Below are 18,884 nucleotides of genomic sequence, written 5' to 3'. Positions count from 1 at the left end.
GTCCAGCCGTGCGTCCCGTCCACTTCGCGGCCGCCCGCCGCACCCCCATCGGCAAGCTGCGCGGAGCCCTCGCCTCCGTCCGCCCCGACGATCTGGCCGCGACCGTGATCCGCCACCTCGTGGGCGACGTGCCCGCGCTCGACCCGGCCCGGATCGACGACGTGTACTGGGGCGCCGCCAACCAGGCCGGCGAGGACAACCGCAACGTCGCCCGCATGGCCGCCCTGCTCGCCGGACTGCCCGAGTCGGTCCCCGGTGCCACCGTCAACCGGCTCTGCGCCTCCGGACTCGAAGCGGTCACCGCCGCCGCTCGCACCATCGCCGCGGGCGAGGCCGACATCGTGATCGCCGGCGGATCCGAGTCGATGAGCCGCGCCCCGTTCGTCCTGCCCCGCCCCGACGAGGCCCTGCCGCACCGCATCGAGACCTACGACACCCGGCTCGGCTGGCGGCTGGTCAACCCCGCCATGAAAGAGCTGCACGGCCTGCTCTCCATGGGCGAGACCGCCGAGGAGGTCGCCGAGCGCCATGGCGTCTCCCGCGCCCGGCAGGACGAGTTCGCGCTGCGCAGCCACCAACTCGCCGCCGCCGCCCGCAAGAACGGCCACTTCGACGACGAGATCCTGCCCGTCGAGCGCCCGGACGGCATCGTGGTCGAGCAGGACGAATGCGTCCGCGAGGACACCTCGCTGGAGAAGCTGTCCCGGCTCAAGCCGGTCTTCCGCCAGGGCGGCACGGTCACCGCGGGCAACGCCTCGCCGATGAACGACGGGGCCGCCGGCCTGCTCCTGGTCAGCGAAGAGGCTCTGAACGAACTCGGCCTCGAGTCCCTCGGCCGCTATGTCGCGGGCGCCTCCGCCGGGGTGCACCCCGACGTGATGGGCCTCGGACCGGTCCCCGCCACCCGCAAGGCGCTGGCCCGGGCCGAGTGGGAGATCGGCGACGTGCAGGAGGCCGAGTTCAACGAGGCCTTCGCCGCACAGGCACTCGCCTGCGTCGACCAGCTGGGCATCGACCCGGACCTGGTGAATCCCACGGGCGGCGCCATCGCCCTCGGCCACCCCCTCGGCTGTTCCGGCGCCCGCATCCTCACCACCCTGCTGCACCGGATGCGCCGCACGGGCGCGGAGCGGGGGCTGGCCACCATGTGCGTGGGCGTCGGACAGGGGAGCGCGGTGCTGATCGAGCGACATTGAGAGGACCGCCCGTCCGGCGATCGACGGCAGCAGCACCCCGAGCCGCAGCAGAGAAACGGAGCAACCGCACATGGCCACCCTGTCCCTGGCCGCGATCCTCGCCGAGAACGCCCGGCGCCGCCCCCACAAGACCGCCCTCGTCGAAGGCGGCCTGCGCCTCACCTTCGCCGAGGTGTGGCAGCGGGCGCTGGCCCAGGCGGGCGCGCTCACCGATCTCGGGGTACGGCCCGGTGACCGGGTCGCCCTGATGGCACCCAACACGGCCGAGTTCCCGATCGCCTACTACGCGATCGCCGCGGCCGGCGGGGTCGTCGTCCCGGTGCACCTGCTGCTGTCCGCCGGCGAGGTCGAGCACGTCCTGCGGGACAGCGGGGCGAGCCTGCTGCTCGTCCACCCGGCGCAGGCGGCGACCGGCAGCACCGCGGCCGAGGCGGTGGGCGTCCGGGCGGTCACCCTGGGCGGCGAGCTGGAGAAGCTCGCGGCCGACGCCGAGCCGCTCCCGGCGTACGTCACCCGGGCCGCCGACGATCCCGCGGTGATCTTCTACACCAGCGGTACGACCGGGGTCCCGAAGGGCGCCGTCCTCAGCCACTTCAACCTGGTGATGAACGCGACCGTCAACGCCTTCGACGCCCACGACATCCGCGCCGACGACACCGCCCTCGGCGCGCTGCCGCTGTTCCACGCCTTCGGCCAGACGGTGTCGCTCAACTCCACCTGGCGGGCCGGTGCCACCCTCGTGCTGCTGCCCCGCTTCGACGCGGCCCGCGCCATCGAGCTGATGGTGGAGGAGGGTGTGAACACCTTCCACGGCGTGCCGACCATGTTCGTCGCCCTCGCGACCGCGGCCGCCGAAGCCGTCCGGCTGCCCGAGCTGCGCGTGTGCATCTCCGGTGGGGCCTCGCTCCCGGTCGCGGTACTGGAGCGGTTCGAGGCCGCGTTCGAGACGACCGTCTACGAGGGCTACGGCCTGTCGGAGACCTCGCCGACCGCCACCGTCAACCAGCCGGTGTTCGGCACGAAGGCCGGCACCATCGGCCACCCGCTGTGGGGCGTCGACGTGGAGATCGCCCGCGCCGAGGTGGAGGGCCGCGTCGAACTCCTGCCGCCGGGCGAGCTGGGCGAGGTCGTCATCCGCGGCCACAACGTCTTCTCCGGCTACCTCGGCCGCCCCGAGGCCACCGCCGAGGCCGTGGTGGACGGCTGGTTCCGCACCGGCGACCTCGGCACCAAGGACGACGAGGGCTATCTGCGGATCCTCGACCGCAAGAAGGACGTCATCATCCGCGGCGGCTACAACGTCTACCCGCGGGAGGTCGAGGAGGTCCTGATGCGCCACCCGGCGATCGCCCAGGTCGCCGTCATCGGCCTGCCCGACGAGCTGCACGGCGAAGAGGTGTGCGCAGTCGTCGTCCCGGCGCCGGGCACCACCGCGGACGCCGCCGCGCTCACCGAGTGGTCCAAGGAGCACCTGGGCAGGCACAAGTACCCGCGGCGCGTGGAGTTCGCGGACGCGCTGCCGCTCGGGCCGAGCATGAAGGTCCTCAAGCGGGAGCTGCGGGCGCGGTACACGGGCCGGTAGGGACCGGTCAGCGAGACGCCCCGCACGCCGCCGGATGTGTGCGCATAGCATCGTCCCCGCATGAACACGATGACGCTCTGGCACATATCCGGCTGGGAGTTCGCGGCGCTCGCCTTCGCGGCCCTGGTCGTCGGCTTCTCCAAGACCGCGGTCAGCGGGGCCAACACGGTCAGCCTCGCGATCTTCGCCGCGGTCCTGCCCGCCCGCGCCTCCACCGGCGTGCTGCTGCCCGTACTGATCGCCGGCGATGTACTCGCCGTCCTCACCTACCGGCGGCACGCGCACTGGCCCACGCTGTGGCGGCTGTTCCCGGCGGTGGCGGCAGGCGTGGTGGCCGGCACCCTGTTCCTGGTGTGGGCCGACGACGGGACCGTACGGACCTCGATCGGCGCGATCCTGCTGCTGATGGCCGGGGTCACCCTGTGGCGGCGGCGCCGGGAGGACGGCGGGGCGGGGGACGAGCCGGACGCGGTGACGACCCGGGCCGGCCGGATGAAGGCGCGCTCGTACGGCGTACTGGGCGGGTTCACGACGATGGTCGCCAACGCGGGCGGACCCGTGATGTCGATGTACCTGCTGTCCGCGGGTTTCCGGAAGCTCGGTTTCCTTGGCACCTCCGCCTTCTTCTTTCTCATCGTGAACCTCTCCAAGGTGCCGTTCAGCGTGGGCCTGGGCCTGATCGACGGGCACTCGCTGCTCCTTGACGCGGCGCTCGCGGTGTTCGTCGTGCCCGGTGCGTTGTTCGGCAAGTGGGCTGTGAACAGGATCAACCAGCGACTCTTCGAACAACTCGTGATCGCGGCGACGATCGTGGGCGGCCTCCAGCTGCTGCTGCGCTAGACCAGCGCCAGACAGTGTCCGACCGGTCAGGTAACCGATAGGTGTTCAGATCGTTCCGACCTTCGTGGGGCGGGGTGATCTATCCGAGGCGGAGTGGGCCCGGCTGAAGCCGCACCTGCCGCGGTCGGCAAATCAAGCACACGATCCCCGAACGAAAAAATCAGCGGGCCAACCGCCGGCGCCGAGGCGGCGCAGGCGGCCGGCCCACCGGCTTCGACCCGGCCATATACAAGCGTCGCAACGAAGTGGAACGAACGGTCCATGCCCTCAAGGGCTTCCGCGCCGTGGCCTGTCCATTCGACAAGCGGGCGTACATCTTCGCGGCGCCGTCGCCGTTGCCGCCGTGCGCCTCTGGCTCCGTCCGTGGCTTGCCGGACAGTCCTTGGAGCCGACCGACAGGTCAAAGGTCAGGAGAGCCCCCCGGCCTTGCGCAAGTGATCGGTGATCGCGTCCCGTGTCCTCATCAAACCCCGGGCAGGCTCTACCAGAGAAGAGCCATCACCTGAGCGCGCAACCTCAGTGAGCAGCCGATAGATGGGGGCGACCTGGTCCTCCAGCGACTTGACCAGGTCGAAGGCGCTACGCGGGCCCACGAGGCGAACCACTGTGCCTTGCCGCCGCACGTGGCCAATGTGGCCGTCAACCACCGCGGCAACCTCCTTCATATCGACCTGGCGACCCTCGTCAAGCTGTTCCGCCGTCTGCCGGAGAGTGCGGGCGACATCAGTGGCCGCTTGCAGAAGATCGGCATACGACTGGATCGACCGGACTTCCTGCTCGGCATGCCGGGCTCGTCGCCACTTGCTGTGCTCCAAATACATGTTGCCTGCAAGTGTTAGGGCGACTCCCGCAAGCGCGGAGGCCACCGGCACTACTTGAGTTGCTATGTCAGCCACAGAGCAGCAGTGTGCCAGCCGTGAGCATCACTCTGCGGAGCGACCCATCGGACACGACCTAGACCGTGTTCCCCCGCTCGAGACCCAGCAGTTCCGGGGCGTCCGCGAAGGAGTCCACGACGTGGTCCGGGGTGCCGCTCGCCTGCTCGTGCGTCTCCGGCTGGTACTTGCCCGTCCTCACCAGCACCCCGGTGAGCCCGGCCCGCTGTGCCGCGAGCACGTCCGACTCGATGTCGTCGCCCACCATCACCGCGTGCTCCGCGCCCACCCCCAGCCGGGCCAGCGCCGCCTCGAAGAACGCCCGGGACGGCTTCCCCGTGACCTCCGCCTCCACCCGCGCCGCCCGCTCCAGCCCCAGCAGGAAGGCACCCGAGTCCAGCTGGAGCCCGGCGTCGGTCCGCCAGTACAGGTTGCGGTGCATGGCGACCAGCCGCGCGCCCCGCTGCAGCTCGCCGAAGGCCCGGTTGAGCGCCGCGTAGTCGAACCCGGGCCCGGCCCCGCCGACCACCACCACGTCGGCACGGTCCTCGACCAGGGTGACGTCCCCCAGGTCCGCCCCGATGTCCCCGCTGTTGAGCAGGGCGACGCGGGCGCCCGGAAAGTGTTCGGCGAGATGTGCGGCGGTGACGGCGGGCGCGGTCAGCACCTCCTCCGCGGCCACCTCGAAACCGGCCTCCGACAGCGTCCCGGCGATCGACGCCCGGGTCCGGGAGGTCGTGTTGGTCACCAGAGCCACGCCGAGCCCGGCCGCGCGCAGGGCGCGCAGCGCCTCCACCGCGCCGGGCAGCGGCTTCCAGGACACGGTGAGAACCCCGTCGATGTCGATCAGAACGGCACGTGCGGACGCCATGGATTCCATGGGCCGACCGTAGCGACCCGGGCGGCGAAGCGGCCCGTACGACCTCGTACGCTCACCCTCATGCCCCCGCATGTCCTGATCCTCGGCGGCACCACCGAGGCCCGCCGCCTCGCCGCCGACCTCGCCGCCCGGCCCGGGGTCCGGGTCACCACCTCGCTCGCCGGCCGGGTCGCGCGGCCCGCGGCGCTGCCCGGCGAGGTGCGCACCGGCGGCTTCGGCGGGCCGGAGGGCCTCGCCGACTGGCTGCGGTGCCAGCACGTCGACGCCCTGGTGGACGCCACCCACCCCTTCGCCGAGTCGATCACGGCCAACGCGGCCCGCGCGGCGCGGGCCACCGGCGTCCCCGCCGTCGTCCTGCGCCGCCCCGGCTGGCGCCCGGGCCCCGGCGACCGCTGGTACGACGTGCCGTCCCTGGCCGGGGCTGCCGAGGCGCTGCCCGGTCTCGGCCGCCGGGTGTTCCTCAGCACCGGACGCCTCGGCCTCGCGGCTTTCGCCCACCTGACGGACCTGCACTTCGTCGTCCGGTCCGTCGACCCGCCCGAGCCGCCGCTGCCACCGCGCACCGAAGTGATCCTGGCCCGCGGACCGTTCACCGTCGCCGGCGAGACGCACGTGCTGCGCGCTCACCGGGCCGACGTCCTGGTCACCAAGGACAGCGGAGGGGAGGCGACGGCCGCGAAGCTGACGGCCGCACGGGACCTGGGTCTGCCCGTTGTCGTCGTACGACGCCCCGCACTGCCTGCCGGGGTGACCGCCGTGCCCGACGTGGCGGGCGTGCTGCGGTGGCTGGTTCTCAGCCCGGCGTGAGGACCGACGCGCGGAGCCGGTCGATGGTGCGCAGCACCTCGTCCCGGTTCTTCGCGCTCGTGATCCAGGCCGGGAGCCGGGCGACCAGGCTCAGCCGCGCCCCGGTGGCGTGCCGGTGGGCTCGCTCGCGCAGGGTGGCGCCGACGCAGCGCCGGATCAGATCGAGGTGCCGCAGGTCGTACACGGCACGCCGGGCCGCCCTACCCGGTGCACGGCAGGGGAGGCCGCGCGCCGCACCCGTCAGGCGTCCCCGGGCTTCCTGCGCAGCAGATACGTGTCCATGATCCAGCCCTTGCGCTCCCGTGCCTCCGCCCGCAGCCGCTCGATGCGCGGACCGGCCTCGGCGATCGGACCGGAGACCAGGATCTCGTCCGGCGTGCCGATGTAGGCGCCCCAGTAGATGTCCATGTCCTCCCCGGCGTACCGCCGGAAGGTCTGGTGCGCGTCCAGCATCACGACCACGTCGTCCACCCCCTCCGGGAAGCCCTCGGCCAGCCGCCGCCCGGTGGTGATCTGCACAGGCCGGGCGACCCGGTTCAGACCCGTGCGGTGGCGGGCGACCAGCGCGGAGACACTGCTGATGCCGGGCACCACGTCGTACGCGAACTCCACCGCGCCGTGCTCCAGCACCTCCTCGAGAATCGCCAGCGTGCTGTCGTACAGCGCCGGATCGCCCCACACCAGGAAGGCGCCGGTGCCGTCCTCGTCCAGCTCCTCGGCGATCAGCCGCTCGTAGATCCCGGCGCGGGCGCTGCGCCAGTCCCCGACGGCCGGCGAGTAGGCCGTGCCGCCCGCCTTCCGGTCCCGCTCCGGGTCCCGGGCCTCCACCAGCCGGTACGACCCCGCGGGCAGATGCGCGTCGAGTATGTCCCGGCGGAGCTGCGTCAGGTCGCTCTTGACCTCGCCCTTGTCGAGCAGGAAGAACACGTCGGTGCTCCGCAGCGCCTTGACCGCCTGAAGGGTCAGCTGGTCGGGGTCGCCCGCGCCGATACCGATGACATGAATCTTTCGCACGCCCCGAGTCTGCCGCATGCCACTGACAGCCCGTCCACCGCCTCCGCACACACCGCGACGGCGCTCCGGACTGGGCCCGGAGGGGCGGCCTCGGCCAGGGTGCCGGGGTGCCTTGGTCAGGGGTGACAGGTCGCCTCGGTCGGCGTGCCGGGCGCCTCGGCCAGGGCGTCGGCTACCTCGGTCGGGGTGCCGGGGCGCGTTGGTCAGGGCGTCGGCTCGCCTCGGTCAGGCGCCGAGCCGGGGCGCCTCGGCCCGCGCGTCCACCGGCGCCGAGCCGTGCTCCACCCGCCCGGCCAGGTCCCGCGCCCACCGGGTGAGCCCCGCCAGATCCAGCCCGTACGGCCGGTCCTCGCCCCGCTCGGCCTCCCACTCCTCGACCGCGCCCGCGCCGCGCCGCAGCAGCCGTGCCCCGCCGACGGTGTTCCCGCGGGCGGCGTGCGTGAGCCCCACCGCCAGCTGGGCCAGCCCCCGCCACAGCGTGCGCTCGTCCGCCGGGCCCGACTTCCAGGCGTCCTCGAAGACCTCGTGGGCGTGGAACGGCCGTCCCGCGGCCAGCAGCGCCTGCGCCTCGGCGACCGTCTCCGCCGGGGTGCGCAGCACCCCCTCCGGCTGCCGGGGGACGCCCTCGGCGCCGTGGGGCAGCGGGCGCCCCAGCCCGTCCCGCGGCCGCGCGTTCCGGGCCCGCCCGTCGGTGTCCCGGTCCCTGGTGGCCGACGTGTCCCCGGTGGCCGACGAGTCTCCGGTGGCCGACGAATCCCTGGCATCCGATGCGCCCGCGTTTCTCATACCGCCGATTGTCCCCTGCCCCGCCCCGGCCTTCTTCGGTACACCCCCGGGCGTGGGGTAGAGTTCTGTCCGCACGATCACGCGGGCACCCGCGAGTGAGCGCAACGGGACGTGGCGCAGCTTGGTAGCGCACTTGACTGGGGGTCAAGGGGTCGCAGGTTCAAATCCTGTCGTCCCGACGTTGCGAGAGTCGCAGGTCAGGGCCGGTTTCGGAGGCATCCGAAACCGGCCCTTGATCGTTCTTGGGGACCAGTTGGGGATCGGCGTCTTTGACCGGTGTCAGCGGGTGACGCGCCTCGGGCTCGGCACGGGCGTGGGGGCGCGGAGCACGCTGAGGTGTGCGGAGAGCGCTGCGCCGGCGGACGTGATCTTGTGTGCCGGAGGTCGTGGCGCCGCAGGCACCAGATCCCCTGGGTGGTGTGGATGTCTCCGACGCGGCAGTCTGAGACCTCGTCGATCCGTGCGGCGGTGCACGCGGCGAAGAGGACCACGTCTCCCCAGCCGCGGTACTGGCCGTGGGAGGGGGCCACGAGCGCGACGGCCGGTGCGACGAGGGTCTCCCAGTCGGGCGGGGCCGGCGGGCGTCGCCGGAGCAGGTGCTGTATCTGTCGGATCACCAGGACCGAATGGGCACGGTACTTGCCGGGGCTCGCGTTCACCCCACCCTGCCCCGCTGACGTCCCGTCACCACCCATCCCGAGGGCTTCTCCCAAAGAACTGAACACGCGGGTCAGGGGTGGTCCCGGAGGGATCCGGGACGACCACCCACCCCTGACCCGTTTTGCGTGAACCGCCGCAGGACGACGGTCTCGATCGCGTCAGCGGGAGTCCACGGTCAGGGGGCCACGGCGCGGCCGGTCTGCGGGGAGATCCGGCCGGCGCACAGGCCCTTGCTCGCCAGCGTCTGGGCGATCCGCGGAACGGCGGCAAGGGTGTTGGCCGGCCATTCGTGCATGAGGATGATCTGGCCGTTGGTCAGCCGGGACACGGCCTGCACGATCGCGTCGGTGCTCGCGCCGTTCCAGTCCTGCGAGTCGACGTCCCAGATGATCTGCCGCAGGCCGTACTTGGCCTCCACCGCCTGGACGGTGGAGTTGGTCTCGCCGTACGGCGGCCGGAAGAGCTGGGGTGTGCCGCCGCCGGCCGCGGCGATCGCCTGCTGGGTGCGGGAGATCTCGGAGTCGATCTGTGCCTGGCTCAGCTGGGTCAGATGGGGATGGGTGTAACTGTGGTTGCCGATCCACATCCCGGCGCTCACCTCGGCCCGGACCTGGGCCGGGTAGGCGGCCGCGAACTGGCCCTCGTTGAACATCGTGGCCCGCAGGCCGTTCTGTTCCAGGGCGTTCAGCAGCGCGGGGGTGCGGCCGCTGGACGGGCCGTCGTCGAAGGTGAGCCCGACGTACCCGTAACAGGTGGCGGCGTGCGCCGGAGCGGCGTCGACGGAGGCGGTGACCGTGCCGGCCACGGCTGTCGCGGCGACGGCCAGTCCGGTCAGCAAGGGGCGGTGCGCGGCGCGCATGCGGGTGGGTCCTCCTCGGATGGGGTGTGACCGCAGTGGGGGAGCGGACGGAGCGGGACGGTCACCCGTTCACCGTGATGTTGGAGCTGCCGCTGCTCTGGTATCCCTCGGTGGCGAGGATCATGTAGTAGCTGAAGCTGCCGAGGGGCATGCCGGCGCGGGCCCAGGCGTCGAAGTGGTTGCCGGTGGTGATGGTGCCGCCGGTCCGCTTGGACTGCCGGACGCTCCAGTACTGGTTGAAGGTCCTGGTGCCTTCCACGGAAGGGGCGTTGTACCGCGTCGTCTGGTAGATGTCGTATGTGCCGCCGTCGCTGGTGACCGTGCCCTTGTAGGTTCCGGTGGGCCGGTAGGTGCCCCAGTTGTCGACGATGTAGTACTCCACGAGCGGGTTCGAGGTCCACCCGTACAGGGCCAGGTAGGCGTTGCCGGACGGGCTGAAGCTGCCCGAGTAGGTCACGGTCCGGCGTCCGCCGTTGCTCCAGCCCTTGCCGGCGACGAAGTTGCCGGTGTTGCGCCACGAGGTGCTGTAGTTGCCGCCGGAGTTCAGCGTCATGGAGACCGTGCCCTGCGCGTCGGTCCAGAACGAGTAGTAGAACCCGTTGTTGGTGCCGGTCTGGTTGGTGGTGATGGTCGTGGCGGCGTGGGCGGTGCCGGGCAGCAGCAGTCCGGACGCGGACGTGGCCAGCGCCAGGGTGCCGGCACGGTTGATGAAGCCGCGGCGGCTCATCGGGCGGGACAGGGCGTTGTTCGGATCCATGCTTTCTCCTGGGTGAGGGCTGATGAGGCGGAAGACCCGGGCAGGCACAGCGTGGGATTGGCATGTTCGCGCCATGAAGTACGGCGGGGCCGTCCCTGCCGGGGGAGGGCTCGATTGCTGGAGAGTATGCGGCCGTGTCGAAAGGGCGGTCAATGCGTCCGTTTCCGAAACTTCATCGAAACTCGGCGACTATACATCGAGTGTAAATCCGAAACTTTCGTCGCATCGGGGCTGACTGATCGAGCACCCCTTGCCGCGATGGTTGACGGCATAGTGGCGGCTGTTTAGCGTGACGCAACACTCGTAAGGCGAATCGAAACTTTCGACCCACCTCCGGGAGTGCTCGTGCCCCTTCCCCGCTTCATCGCGGCCGCCGCCGCGACCTGCTGTCTTGCGCTGCTTCCGCTCACCACCGCGAGCCCCGCGGGGGCGTCTGGCGGCCCCGCCGTACCGGACCGCCCGCTGCGGCAGCTCGCCGCCGACGATCATCTGCGGGTCGGCACCGCCGTCGACATGTCCGCGCTCACCGACGACGCCGCCTACCGGCGGCTCACGGGCTCCGAGTTCTCCACCGTGACCCCGGAGAACGTGATGAAGTGGGAGGCGGTCGAACCCCGCCAGGGGCAGTACGACTACGCCGCCGCCGACCGCCTGGTCGACTTCGCCCGTCGGCACGGACAGAAGGTGCGCGGCCATGTCCTGGTCTGGCACAGCCAGTTGCCCTCCTGGCTCACCTCCGGCGACTTCAGCGCCGATCAGCTGCGTGCCGTCCTGCACCATCACATCACCGACACCGTGCGGCACTTCAAGGGCCGGGTCTGGCAATGGGACGTGGTCAACGAGGCGTTCAACGAGGACGGCACCCTGCGCGACAGCATATGGCTGCGCAAGCTCGGTCCCGGCTACATCGCCGACGCCTTCCGCTGGGCCCACGAGGCCGACCCGCATGCCCTGCTCTTCTACAACGACTACAACACCGAGTGGACCGGCCCGAAGAGCGACGCCGTCTACGACCTGGTCCGCCGCCTGCGCGCCGAGGGCGTTCCCATCGACGGGGTCGGCTTCCAGGGACACCTCGGCATCCAGTACGGCCTGCCCACCGACATGGCCGCCAACTTCGCCCGCTTCGACAAGCTCGGCCTGGCCACCGCCGTGACGGAGGCGGACGTCCGCATGGAGATGCCGGCCGACGCGGCCAAGCTGGCCACCCAGGCCGAGGGCTATCGCCGCCTGCTCGACGCCTGTCTGCGCGCCCGCCACTGCATCTCGTTCACCGTCTGGGGCTTCACCGACAGGTACTCCTGGGTCCCGGGCACGTTCCCAGGCGAGGGCGCCGCCAATCTGTTCGACGAGGACTACCGCCCGAAGCCGGCGTACCGGACGCTCCAGTCGGAACTGGCGGGCCGGGCGCGGTACGGGGTGGCCGAATAGCGCCTCGCGCCGACCCGGAATCCATGTCGCAGCCGTACCGGGGCCGTGTGCGGGTAGCCGGATGGACGGAAACGGTCCGGTCGGCACAGACGGGAAAGATCGTGGACGGACGTTCGCTTCGCGCGGTGGGCTGGGCACGCTCACTGCCGCTCAACAGTCAGGTCAAGGCGGCACGGGACTGGGCGCGGGCCCATCTGGACGAGCTGGGCTGGACGCGATCGGCCCCGGATACGGCGGACGACGTGCTGCTGGTGGTGTCCGAACTGGTCACCAACGCACATGTCCACGCGCACAGCACCGCGCAGTTGGTGATGTCCTGGGACAACGAGTGTCTGCACATCGCGGTGCACGACACCTCCCCCGTGCTGCCCGAACCCCGGCACCCCGGTGCGCTCCAGCCGGGCGGGCGCGGCATGCTGCTGATGGACGCCCTGGCCGACCGCTGGGAGGCCCGGTCCTGCCCGCACGGCAAGACCGTCCTCGCCTGTTTCCGCCCGCCTGCCCGGGCGAACGCCTGACCCGGCGCCCGGTAGCCGGCCTGTCCTGGGACGGTGTTCAGCCGGCGGCGGGCGGTGCGGTGCTCTGGCGCACCACCAGGTGCGTGGCGAGTTCGATGCGCAGCGCGGCCTTTCCGGGGTCCGCGGGCCGCAGCAGCATGCGGGCCGCCTCCTCGGCCATGCGCTGGAGCGGCTGCTGCACGGTGGTCAGCGGCGGGCTCGACCACCGGGCCGGCGGCACGTCGTCGTACCCCACCACCGACAGCTGCCCGGGCACGTTCAGGCCCAGTACCCGGGCCGCCTCCAGGACGCCCAGCGCCTGAAGGTCGCTCCCGGCGAAGATCGCCGTCGGCCGGTCCGGCCGACGCAGCAGGTCCATGGCGTGCTCGAAGCCGCTCTGGACGTGGAAGTCGCCGAACCGCACCAGCTCCGGCTCCGGTTCGCGACCCGCCATCGCCATCGCCGATCGGTATCCGTCCAGACGGGCCAGCGAGCACATCAGATCCTCGGGACCGGTGATGATGGCGACGCGCTCGTGTCCCTGGTCCGTGAGGTGGCGCGTGGCGGCCACTCCTCCGGCCCAGTTGGCCGAACCGACGGACGGGACGTCGGGGTCGGGATCGCCCGCCGGGTCCACGATGACGAACGGAATGGCCCGGGACCGAAGCTGCCTCTTCACGTCCTCCGGGACCGTGGAGAAGACCAGCAGCACGCCGAGGGGACGACGGCGCAGCACACCCCCGATCCACTCCGGCCCGGGAGCCTGCCGTGTCCCGCTCTCGGTGAGCGAGACCGTCGCGTCGTTCCGCTTGGCGACGTTCTCCACGCCGCGGATGAGTTCCATGGCCCAGACGCTCTCCAGTTCGTGGAAGACGATCTCGATGAGCGGGGCCTGCGGCGGTCCCACGGTCCGTCGGCGGTAGCCGTGGACCTCCAGAAGACGCTCGACCTTGGCACGGGTCGTCGGAGAGACATCCGAACGACCGTTGAGGACCTTCGAAACTGTCGGAAGGGAGACGCCGGCCTCTCTGGCCACGGCTGCCAAGGTGACTCTGCGACCGACCTGGGCTTCTTCGCGCATGGCCGCAGCATAAGCCACGACGCCGGGTAACGGTTTGGCTGCGTAGGTGCACAACCGTTGACCATTTCTTCCCCGGCCTCCTAGTGTCCGGCCGCAGGACTTTCGGCTATTGCTCCGAAACTTTCGGAAGGCAGATGACCATGCGTACACGGATGCCCCGAGTGCTCGCTTGTGCAGCGACGCTCGCCCTGGCGGCGAGTCTCGCCGCGTGCGGCAACGGAAGCGGTGGGGGTTCCTCGGACGACGGCAAGATCCACGTGCTGGTCTACGGGGACGCCAGCAACAAGGTGGAGAAACAGATAGTCGACACGTTCAACAAGACGTCGAAGGTCAAGGCCGTCCTCGACACCATCCCCGGCGCCGACTACCAGCAGAAGCTCCAGACGATCATCAACACGCCACAGGCGCCGGACATCTTCTTCAACTGGGGCGGCGGCAGCATCCAGCCCTTCGTCAAGGCCGGGCTGCTGATGCCGCTGGACGACTTCGTCAAGAAGGACCCGGACCTCGACAACAAGTTCCTGCCGAGCGTCTACAACAGCGCCGTCGTCGACGGCAAGCGCTACGGCATCCCCATGCGCGGCACGCAGCCGGTGCTGCTGTTCAGCAACAAGGAGGTGCTCGACAAGGCGGGCGTGCAGCAGCCCGAGACCTGGGACCAACTGCTCGACGCAGCCAAGAAGCTCAAGTCCGAAGGTGTCACCCCCGTCGCCCTCGGCGGCGGCGACCAGTGGCCGACGCTGATGTGGTTCGAGTACGTCTACGACCGCGTCGCCGGCCCCGAGTTGTTCCACAAGGCCCTCGACGGCGACAAGGACGCCTGGGCGAGCGCGGACAGCAAGAAGGCCCTCGGCATGCTCGAGGAACTGGTCGACACCGGCGTCTTCGGCAAGAACTACGACTCGGTGAAGTACACCAACGGCGCCTCGCCCGCGCTGGTGGCCCAGGGCAAGGCGGGCTTCGAGCTGATGGGCTCCTGGTACTACGCCCAGCAGCAGCAGGACGCCAAGGACTTCGCCGCCAAGGGCCTCGGCTACGGCACGTTCCCGACCATCCCCGGCGGCAAGGGCGACCCCTCGGACGTCGTCGGCAACACCAACAACTTCTACTCGGTGCTGAAGAAGACCAAGCACCCCGAGGCGGTCGCCGAGTTCCTGAAGCTCATGTACTCCGATGAGTTCGTCAAGGCCCAGCTGGCCATCGGCAACCTGCCCACCACCACGAACACCCCGCAGTTCCTCGACACGTCGGCCAGCCCCGCGTACTCCCGCTTCCAGTACGACCTCGTGGCCAAGGCCAAGTCCTTCCAGCTGTCCTGGGACCAGGCCTACCCGCCGTCGGCCATCACCCCCATCCACCAGGCCGTCCAGCAGTTCTTCAACGGGCAGCTCGACACGGACGGCTTCATCAAGGCCATGCAGGCCCTCCCGACCGAATGAACCGCTCATGACCACACAGATCACGAGCGCTCCGCCCACCGCCGCGGCCTCCCGGAAGGCCCGGCGACGGCCGGAGGACTCCTACGCCGCCCACGGCACGCGCCCCGGCTTCCTCTGGGCGCTGCCCGCCACCCTGTTCTTCGCCCTCTTCGCCATCGCCCCGCTGATCATGGTGGTGGTGCTGTCCTTCATGAGCTGGAACGGCCTGGGATCACCCCAGTTCGTCGGGACGGACAACTGGAAGCGCATCCTCGACGACCCCGTGATGATCAACAGCATCTGGCTCACCCTGCTGCTCACCGCCCTGGGCGTGGTGATCCAGACCCCGCTGAGCATCGTGCTCGGGGTCTGGGCCGCCGGGCACCAGCGCAACCGCGCCGTCCTCTCGGCGATCTACTTCATCCCGCTGCTGCTGTCCGCCACCGCGGTGTCGGTGCTCTGGCGGGCGCTGCTCGACCCCAACTTCGGCGTCCCCGCGCGGATGACCTGGCTGTTCGGGGACGGCAACCTGTTCGGTGAACAAACCACGGCCATCGGGGTGCTGGCCTTCGTCAGCACCTGGCAGTTCACCCCGTTCCACACGCTGATCTACCAGGGCGCCGCCCGGGCGATCCCGCAGGTGCTCTACCAGGCGGCCGCGATCGACGGCGCGGGACGCTACCGCCAGTTCTTCCACATCACGCTGCCGCAGCTGCGCAACTCGGTCATCACCTCGATGATCCTGATGATCGTCGGCGGGCTCACCACCTTCGAGACCGTGCTCATCCTCACCCAGGGCGGACCGGGCACCGACACCACGATCAGCGCCTACTACATGTACCAGAAGGCGTTCAAGGGCTTCGACTTCGGAGCGGGCTCGGCCATCGCCCTGTGCCTCGTCGTCGCCGCCACGGTCGTCTCGCTGATCGTGGTCCGCGTCTCCGGCTACGACAAGATGCGCAGCGACATGGAGGGGGTGTCATGAGGAACCGCCCCAACCACCTGGCCGGAGCCGGCTCGATCGTCTGGCTCGTCCTGGTGGGTCTGCCGCTGTACGTGATGCTCGCCGCGACCCTGCGCACCCGGCAGGACTACGCGAAGAAGGGCCCGGTGTCCTTCCCCGGCGAGTTCACCCTCGACAACTACACCGGGGCGTTCGACTCGGGATTCGGCCGGTACTTCCTCAACACCATCGTCGTCACCGTCTGCGTGGTCGGCGTGGTGCTGCTGCTCGTACCGCCCCTGGCCTACGCGATCGTACGCAGCCGCAGCCGCGTCACCTCGCAGATCTTCCGGCTGTTCCTGCTGGGCCTCGCCATCCCCGCCCAGGCCGTCATCGTGCCGATGTTCTACCTGATCAGCGAGGCGGGCCTGTACGACAACCTCCTCGGCGTCATCCTTCCCACCGCCGCGTTCTGCCTGCCGATGTCGGCGCTCATCCTCAGCGGGGCCATGCGCGACATCTCCCCGGAGCTGTTCGAGGCCATGACGGTGGACGGGGCGAGCCCGACGCGGATGTTCTTCCAGCTCGTCGTCCCGCTCTCGCGCGGCGGCCTGTCCACGATCGTGGTGTTCTCCGCGCTCCAGGCCTGGAACGGCTTCCTGTTCCCGCTCGTCCTGACCCAGTCCGACTCGACCAAGGTGATCACCCTCGGTCTGTACAACTTCCAGACCGAACACGGCGTCGACATCCCCGGTCTGCTGGGAGCGGTGACGCTGTCCATGGTGCCCGTCCTGCTCGTCTACCTGTTCGCCCGCCGGGCCCTGGTCCAGGGTCTGATGGGCATGGGAGGAAAGTGACCGCCAACGTGGCCGTAGAGACCACCCCCGAAGTCCCCCTCTGGAACGACCCGACCCAGGACATCGGCACCCGCGTCTCCGCGCTGATCGACGCGATGACCCTGGAGGAGAAGACCGCCCAGCTGTACGGCGTGTGGGTCGGCGCATCCGACGAGGGCGGCGAAGTCGCACCGCACCAGCACGACATGGAGGAGGCCGTCGATCTCGACGCCCTGCTGCCCGCCGGCCTGGGCCAGCTGACCCGCCCCTTCGGTACGGCACCCGTCGACCCCGCGCTCGGCGCGCTCTCCCTGCTGCGCACCCAGACCCGGATCGCCGCCGCGAACCGCTTCGGCATCCCTGCCCTGGCCCACGAGGAATGCCTGGCCGGATTCGCCACCTGGGGCGCCACCGCCTACCCCGTCCCGCTGTCCTGGGGCGCCACCTTCGACCCCGGTCTGATCCGCCGGATGGCCGCCGCGATCGGCCGCGACATGCGGTCCGTCGGTGTCCACCAGGGCCTCGCGCCCGTCCTGGACGTGGTCCGCGACGCACGCTGGGGCCGCGTCGAGGAGACCATCGGCGAGGACCCCTACCTCGTCGGCAGCATCGGCACCGCCTACGTCCAGGGACTCCAGTCCGCCGGCGTCGTCGCCACCCTGAAGCACTTCGCCGGCTACTCCGCCTCCCGCGCCGGCCGCAACCTCGCACCCGTCGGCATGGGCCCGCGCGAACGGGCGGACGTTCTCCTGCCCCCGTTCGAGATGGCCCTGCGCGAAGGCGGAGCCGACTCCGTCATGCACGCCTACACCGACACCGACGGGATCCCCTCGGCGGCCGACGAAGACCTGCTCACCGGGCTGCTGCGCGACACCTGGGGCTTCGCGGGCACGGTCGTCGCCGACTACTTCGGCATCGCCTTCCTGAAGACCCTGCACGCAGTCGCCGGCGACTGGGCGGACGCGGCGGCCACGGCCCTGCGCGCGGGTGTCGACGTGGAACTGCCCACCGTGAAGACGTTCGGCGCGCCTCTGGCCGAAGCCGTCGCCGCCGGCCGGGTACCGGAGGCGCTGATCGACCGCGCCCTGCACCGGGTGCTCCTCCAGAAGGCGCGGCTCGGCCTGCTCGACGCGGACTGGAACCCGGTCCCGGCCCGGCTCGCGGGAGCGGACCTGGACGACCCCGACGCCCTGCGCGGCACCGTGGACCTGGACACCGCCGAGAACCGGGAACTGGCCCGCACCGTGGCGGAGGAAGCGGTCGTCCTGCTGACCAACGACGGTACCCTGCCCCTCGGCCGGCCGCGCCGCATCGCCCTGATCGGCCCCAACGCGACCAGCCCCACGGCCGTGCTGGGCTGCTACTCCTTCCCGCAGCACGTCGGCGTGCACCACCCGCAGACACCGCCCGGCATCGACCTGCCCACACTGGAGGACGCCCTCAGGCGGGAGTTCCCCGACGCGGAGGTCACCGTCGTCCAGGGCACCGGCGTCGACGACGGTGACATCTTCGGCATCCCCGAAGCCGTCGGCGCCGCGCGCCAAGCCGACGTCGTCGTCGCGGCCCTCGGTGACCGTGCGGGCCTCTTCGGCCGCGGCACCAGCGGTGAGGGCTGCGATGCCGAGTCCCTGGCCCTGCCCGGTGCCCAGCAGCGGCTGCTCGACGCGCTGCTCGACACCGGCACGCCGGTGGTGACGGTCCTGCTGGCCGGCCGGCCCTACGCCCTCGGCCGCGCCGCCGACGAGGCCGCCGCGCTCGTGCAGTCCTTCTTCCCCGGGGTCGAGGGCACCACCGCCATCGCCGGTGTGCTCAGTGGCCGGACCAACCCTTCCGGACGGCTGCCCGTCAGCGTGCCCCGCGACACCGGCGGTCAGCCCGCCACCTACCTCGGGGCCCGGCTCGCCCAGGCCGGCGACGTGTCCAGCATCGACCCCACCGCGGCCTTCGCGTTCGGGCACGGCCTGTCCTACACGTCCTTCGACTGGAGCGAGCTGAGGGTCGACCGGCCGGAGGCGGACACCGGCGGCGAGTTCTCCCTCGCCTTCACCGTGCGCAACACAGGGGAGCGGGCCGGTACCGAAGTCGTCCAGCTCTACCTGCACGACCCGGTCGCCTCCGTCGTCCAGCCGGTGCAGCGTCTCGTCGGCTACGCCCGGGTCCCGCTCGCCCCGGGCGAGGCCCGCCGGCTGCGGGTCACCGTGCCGGCCGATCTGGCCTCCTTCACCGGCCGCGACGGGCGACGGGTGGTGGAACCGGGCGAACTGGAGCTGCGTCTGGCGGCGTCCAGCACCGACGCCCGCCTGACCGCGACGGTGAGGCTGACCGGCCCCGAGCGCCATGTGGACCACAACCGCCGGTTCCACGCGCGCTTCGAGCCGGAGCCGGTGCGGCCGACGAGCCCCGCCGTCTGACCCGCGCCGGG

The 18,884-nt window shown here is 71.0% G+C and carries 17 protein-coding genes, 1 tRNA gene and 2 pseudogenes; 12 read left to right on the top strand and 8 right to left on the bottom strand.

The window, feature by feature from the left end:
- The first annotated feature begins 8 nt into the window (after window positions 1-8).
- From ACZ7DL_RS26805 to ACZ7DL_RS26790, 4 genes and pseudogenes are all read left to right on the top strand, one after another.
- Entirely contained in the window at window positions 9-1,196 is a 1,188-nt protein-coding gene (locus ACZ7DL_RS26805) for a thiolase family protein (protein ID WP_470777782.1), read from the top strand.
- 70 nt (window positions 1,197-1,266) lie between these two features.
- Entirely contained in the window at window positions 1,267-2,778 is a 1,512-nt protein-coding gene (locus ACZ7DL_RS26800) for a long-chain-fatty-acid--CoA ligase (protein WP_470777780.1), read from the top strand.
- Between the two features lie 60 nt (window positions 2,779-2,838).
- Window positions 2,839-3,618, top strand: a complete 780-nt coding sequence (locus ACZ7DL_RS26795; protein ID WP_470777779.1) for a sulfite exporter TauE/SafE family protein — start codon at window positions 2,839-2,841, stop codon at window positions 3,616-3,618.
- 110 nt (window positions 3,619-3,728) lie between these two features.
- Window positions 3,729-3,979: pseudogene (locus ACZ7DL_RS26790) on the top strand (IS5/IS1182 family transposase); the annotation flags it as partial.
- Between the two features lie 46 nt (window positions 3,980-4,025).
- On the opposite strand, the gene ACZ7DL_RS26785 reads toward ACZ7DL_RS26790, so the two are convergent.
- Window positions 4,026-4,484: a hypothetical protein gene (locus tag ACZ7DL_RS26785; RefSeq protein WP_470777777.1), complete on the bottom strand. Its 459-nt coding sequence runs from the start codon at window positions 4,482-4,484 to the stop codon at window positions 4,026-4,028.
- Between the two features lie 88 nt (window positions 4,485-4,572).
- Window positions 4,573-5,364, bottom strand: a complete 792-nt coding sequence (locus ACZ7DL_RS26780; RefSeq protein WP_470777955.1) for a TIGR01458 family HAD-type hydrolase — start codon at window positions 5,362-5,364, stop codon at window positions 4,573-4,575.
- Between the two features lie 69 nt (window positions 5,365-5,433).
- Here ACZ7DL_RS26780 and ACZ7DL_RS26775 point away from each other — a divergent pair, with 69 nt between their 5' ends.
- Window positions 5,434-6,180, top strand: coding sequence for a cobalt-precorrin-6A reductase (locus ACZ7DL_RS26775; protein WP_470777775.1), 747 nt, complete (start codon window positions 5,434-5,436; stop codon window positions 6,178-6,180).
- Here ACZ7DL_RS26775 and ACZ7DL_RS26770 read toward each other — a convergent pair.
- From ACZ7DL_RS26770 to ACZ7DL_RS26760, 3 genes are all read right to left on the bottom strand, one after another.
- Window positions 6,167-6,364, bottom strand: coding sequence for a hypothetical protein (locus tag ACZ7DL_RS26770; protein ID WP_470777773.1), 198 nt, complete (start codon window positions 6,362-6,364; stop codon window positions 6,167-6,169). The genes ACZ7DL_RS26775 and ACZ7DL_RS26770 overlap by 14 nt on opposite strands.
- Window positions 6,365-6,420: 56 nt before the next feature.
- Window positions 6,421-7,194, bottom strand: coding sequence for a precorrin-6A synthase (deacetylating) (gene cobF / locus ACZ7DL_RS26765; RefSeq protein WP_470777771.1), 774 nt, complete (start codon window positions 7,192-7,194; stop codon window positions 6,421-6,423).
- A 225-nt stretch (window positions 7,195-7,419) separates the two neighbouring features.
- A complete protein-coding gene (locus tag ACZ7DL_RS26760) occupies window positions 7,420-7,980 on the bottom strand; it encodes a DUF309 domain-containing protein (protein WP_470777770.1) in 561 nt (186 codons plus the stop codon).
- 105 nt (window positions 7,981-8,085) lie between these two features.
- Between ACZ7DL_RS26760 and ACZ7DL_RS26755 the strand changes: the two genes are divergently transcribed.
- Window positions 8,086-8,159: transfer RNA gene (locus tag ACZ7DL_RS26755), tRNA-Pro, on the top strand.
- Window positions 8,160-8,818: 659 nt separating this feature from the next.
- Here ACZ7DL_RS26755 and ACZ7DL_RS26750 read toward each other — a convergent pair.
- A pseudogene (locus tag ACZ7DL_RS26750) lies at window positions 8,819-9,499 on the bottom strand (polysaccharide deacetylase family protein); the annotation flags it as partial.
- 61 nt (window positions 9,500-9,560) lie between these two features.
- Window positions 9,561-10,256: a glycoside hydrolase family 11 protein gene (locus tag ACZ7DL_RS26745; protein WP_470777768.1), complete on the bottom strand. Its 696-nt coding sequence runs from the start codon at window positions 10,254-10,256 to the stop codon at window positions 9,561-9,563.
- Window positions 10,257-10,601: 345 nt separating this feature from the next.
- Between ACZ7DL_RS26745 and ACZ7DL_RS26740 the strand changes: the two genes are divergently transcribed.
- Complete coding sequence (locus ACZ7DL_RS26740; RefSeq protein WP_470777766.1) at window positions 10,602-11,687, top strand: endo-1,4-beta-xylanase; 1,086 nt, start codon at window positions 10,602-10,604, stop codon at window positions 11,685-11,687.
- 101 nt (window positions 11,688-11,788) lie between these two features.
- Entirely contained in the window at window positions 11,789-12,205 is a 417-nt protein-coding gene (locus ACZ7DL_RS26735; protein WP_470777764.1) for an ATP-binding protein, read from the top strand.
- A gap of 37 nt (window positions 12,206-12,242) precedes the next feature.
- Here the strand turns inward: ACZ7DL_RS26735 and ACZ7DL_RS26730 are convergent, their stop codons facing one another.
- Window positions 12,243-13,265 (bottom strand): LacI family DNA-binding transcriptional regulator, encoded by a 1,023-nt coding sequence (locus ACZ7DL_RS26730; protein ID WP_470777763.1) that lies wholly within the window; start codon window positions 13,263-13,265, stop codon window positions 12,243-12,245.
- Between the two features lie 134 nt (window positions 13,266-13,399).
- On the opposite strand from ACZ7DL_RS26730, the gene ACZ7DL_RS26725 reads away from it, so the two are divergent.
- Genes ACZ7DL_RS26725 through ACZ7DL_RS26710 form a run of 4 tightly spaced genes read left to right on the top strand, consistent with a single transcriptional unit; the run spans window position 13,400 to window position 18,873 of the window.
- Complete coding sequence (locus ACZ7DL_RS26725; RefSeq protein WP_470777761.1) at window positions 13,400-14,704, top strand: ABC transporter substrate-binding protein; 1,305 nt, start codon at window positions 13,400-13,402, stop codon at window positions 14,702-14,704.
- 7 nt (window positions 14,705-14,711) lie between these two features.
- Window positions 14,712-15,668, top strand: coding sequence for a carbohydrate ABC transporter permease (locus ACZ7DL_RS26720; RefSeq protein ID WP_470777759.1), 957 nt, complete (start codon window positions 14,712-14,714; stop codon window positions 15,666-15,668).
- Complete coding sequence (locus ACZ7DL_RS26715; RefSeq protein WP_470777758.1) at window positions 15,665-16,483, top strand: carbohydrate ABC transporter permease; 819 nt, start codon at window positions 15,665-15,667, stop codon at window positions 16,481-16,483. Before ACZ7DL_RS26720 ends, ACZ7DL_RS26715 begins: the two co-directional genes overlap by 4 nt.
- Window positions 16,480-18,873 carry a beta-xylosidase/alpha-l-arabinosidase gene (locus ACZ7DL_RS26710; RefSeq protein WP_470777756.1) on the top strand — a complete coding sequence of 798 codons (2,394 nt, stop codon included), beginning with the start codon at window positions 16,480-16,482 and terminating at the stop codon, window positions 18,871-18,873. Before ACZ7DL_RS26715 ends, ACZ7DL_RS26710 begins: the two co-directional genes overlap by 4 nt.
- Window positions 18,874-18,884: the final 11 nt, after the last annotated feature.

This window comes from Streptomyces sp. NPDC036984 (genome assembly GCF_055607665.1).
This window is presented reverse-complemented; position numbering and strand designations above follow the sequence as displayed.

Bases quoted from the DNA above. Each gene is read 5' to 3' on its own strand.
- ACZ7DL_RS26720 (WP_470777759.1), top strand. From the start codon at position 14,712: ATGACCACACAGATCACGAGCGCTCCGCCCACCGCCGCGGCCTCCCGG.
- ACZ7DL_RS26775 (WP_470777775.1), top strand. From the start codon at position 5,434: ATGCCCCCGCATGTCCTGATCCTCGGCGGCACCACCGAGGCCCGCCGC.
- ACZ7DL_RS26715 (WP_470777758.1), top strand. From the start codon at position 15,665: ATGAGGAACCGCCCCAACCACCTGGCCGGAGCCGGCTCGATCGTCTGG.
- ACZ7DL_RS26725 (WP_470777761.1), top strand. From the start codon at position 13,400: ATGACCATGCGTACACGGATGCCCCGAGTGCTCGCTTGTGCAGCGACG.
- ACZ7DL_RS26730 (WP_470777763.1), bottom strand. From the start codon at position 13,265: ATGCGCGAAGAAGCCCAGGTCGGTCGCAGAGTCACCTTGGCAGCCGTG.
- ACZ7DL_RS26800 (WP_470777780.1), top strand. From the start codon at position 1,267: ATGGCCACCCTGTCCCTGGCCGCGATCCTCGCCGAGAACGCCCGGCGC.
- ACZ7DL_RS26745 (WP_470777768.1), bottom strand. From the start codon at position 10,256: ATGGATCCGAACAACGCCCTGTCCCGCCCGATGAGCCGCCGCGGCTTC.
- ACZ7DL_RS26780 (WP_470777955.1), bottom strand. From the start codon at position 5,364: ATGGCGTCCGCACGTGCCGTTCTGATCGACATCGACGGGGTTCTCACC.
- ACZ7DL_RS26795 (WP_470777779.1), top strand. From the start codon at position 2,839: ATGAACACGATGACGCTCTGGCACATATCCGGCTGGGAGTTCGCGGCG.
- ACZ7DL_RS26760 (WP_470777770.1), bottom strand. From the start codon at position 7,980: ATGAGAAACGCGGGCGCATCGGATGCCAGGGATTCGTCGGCCACCGGA.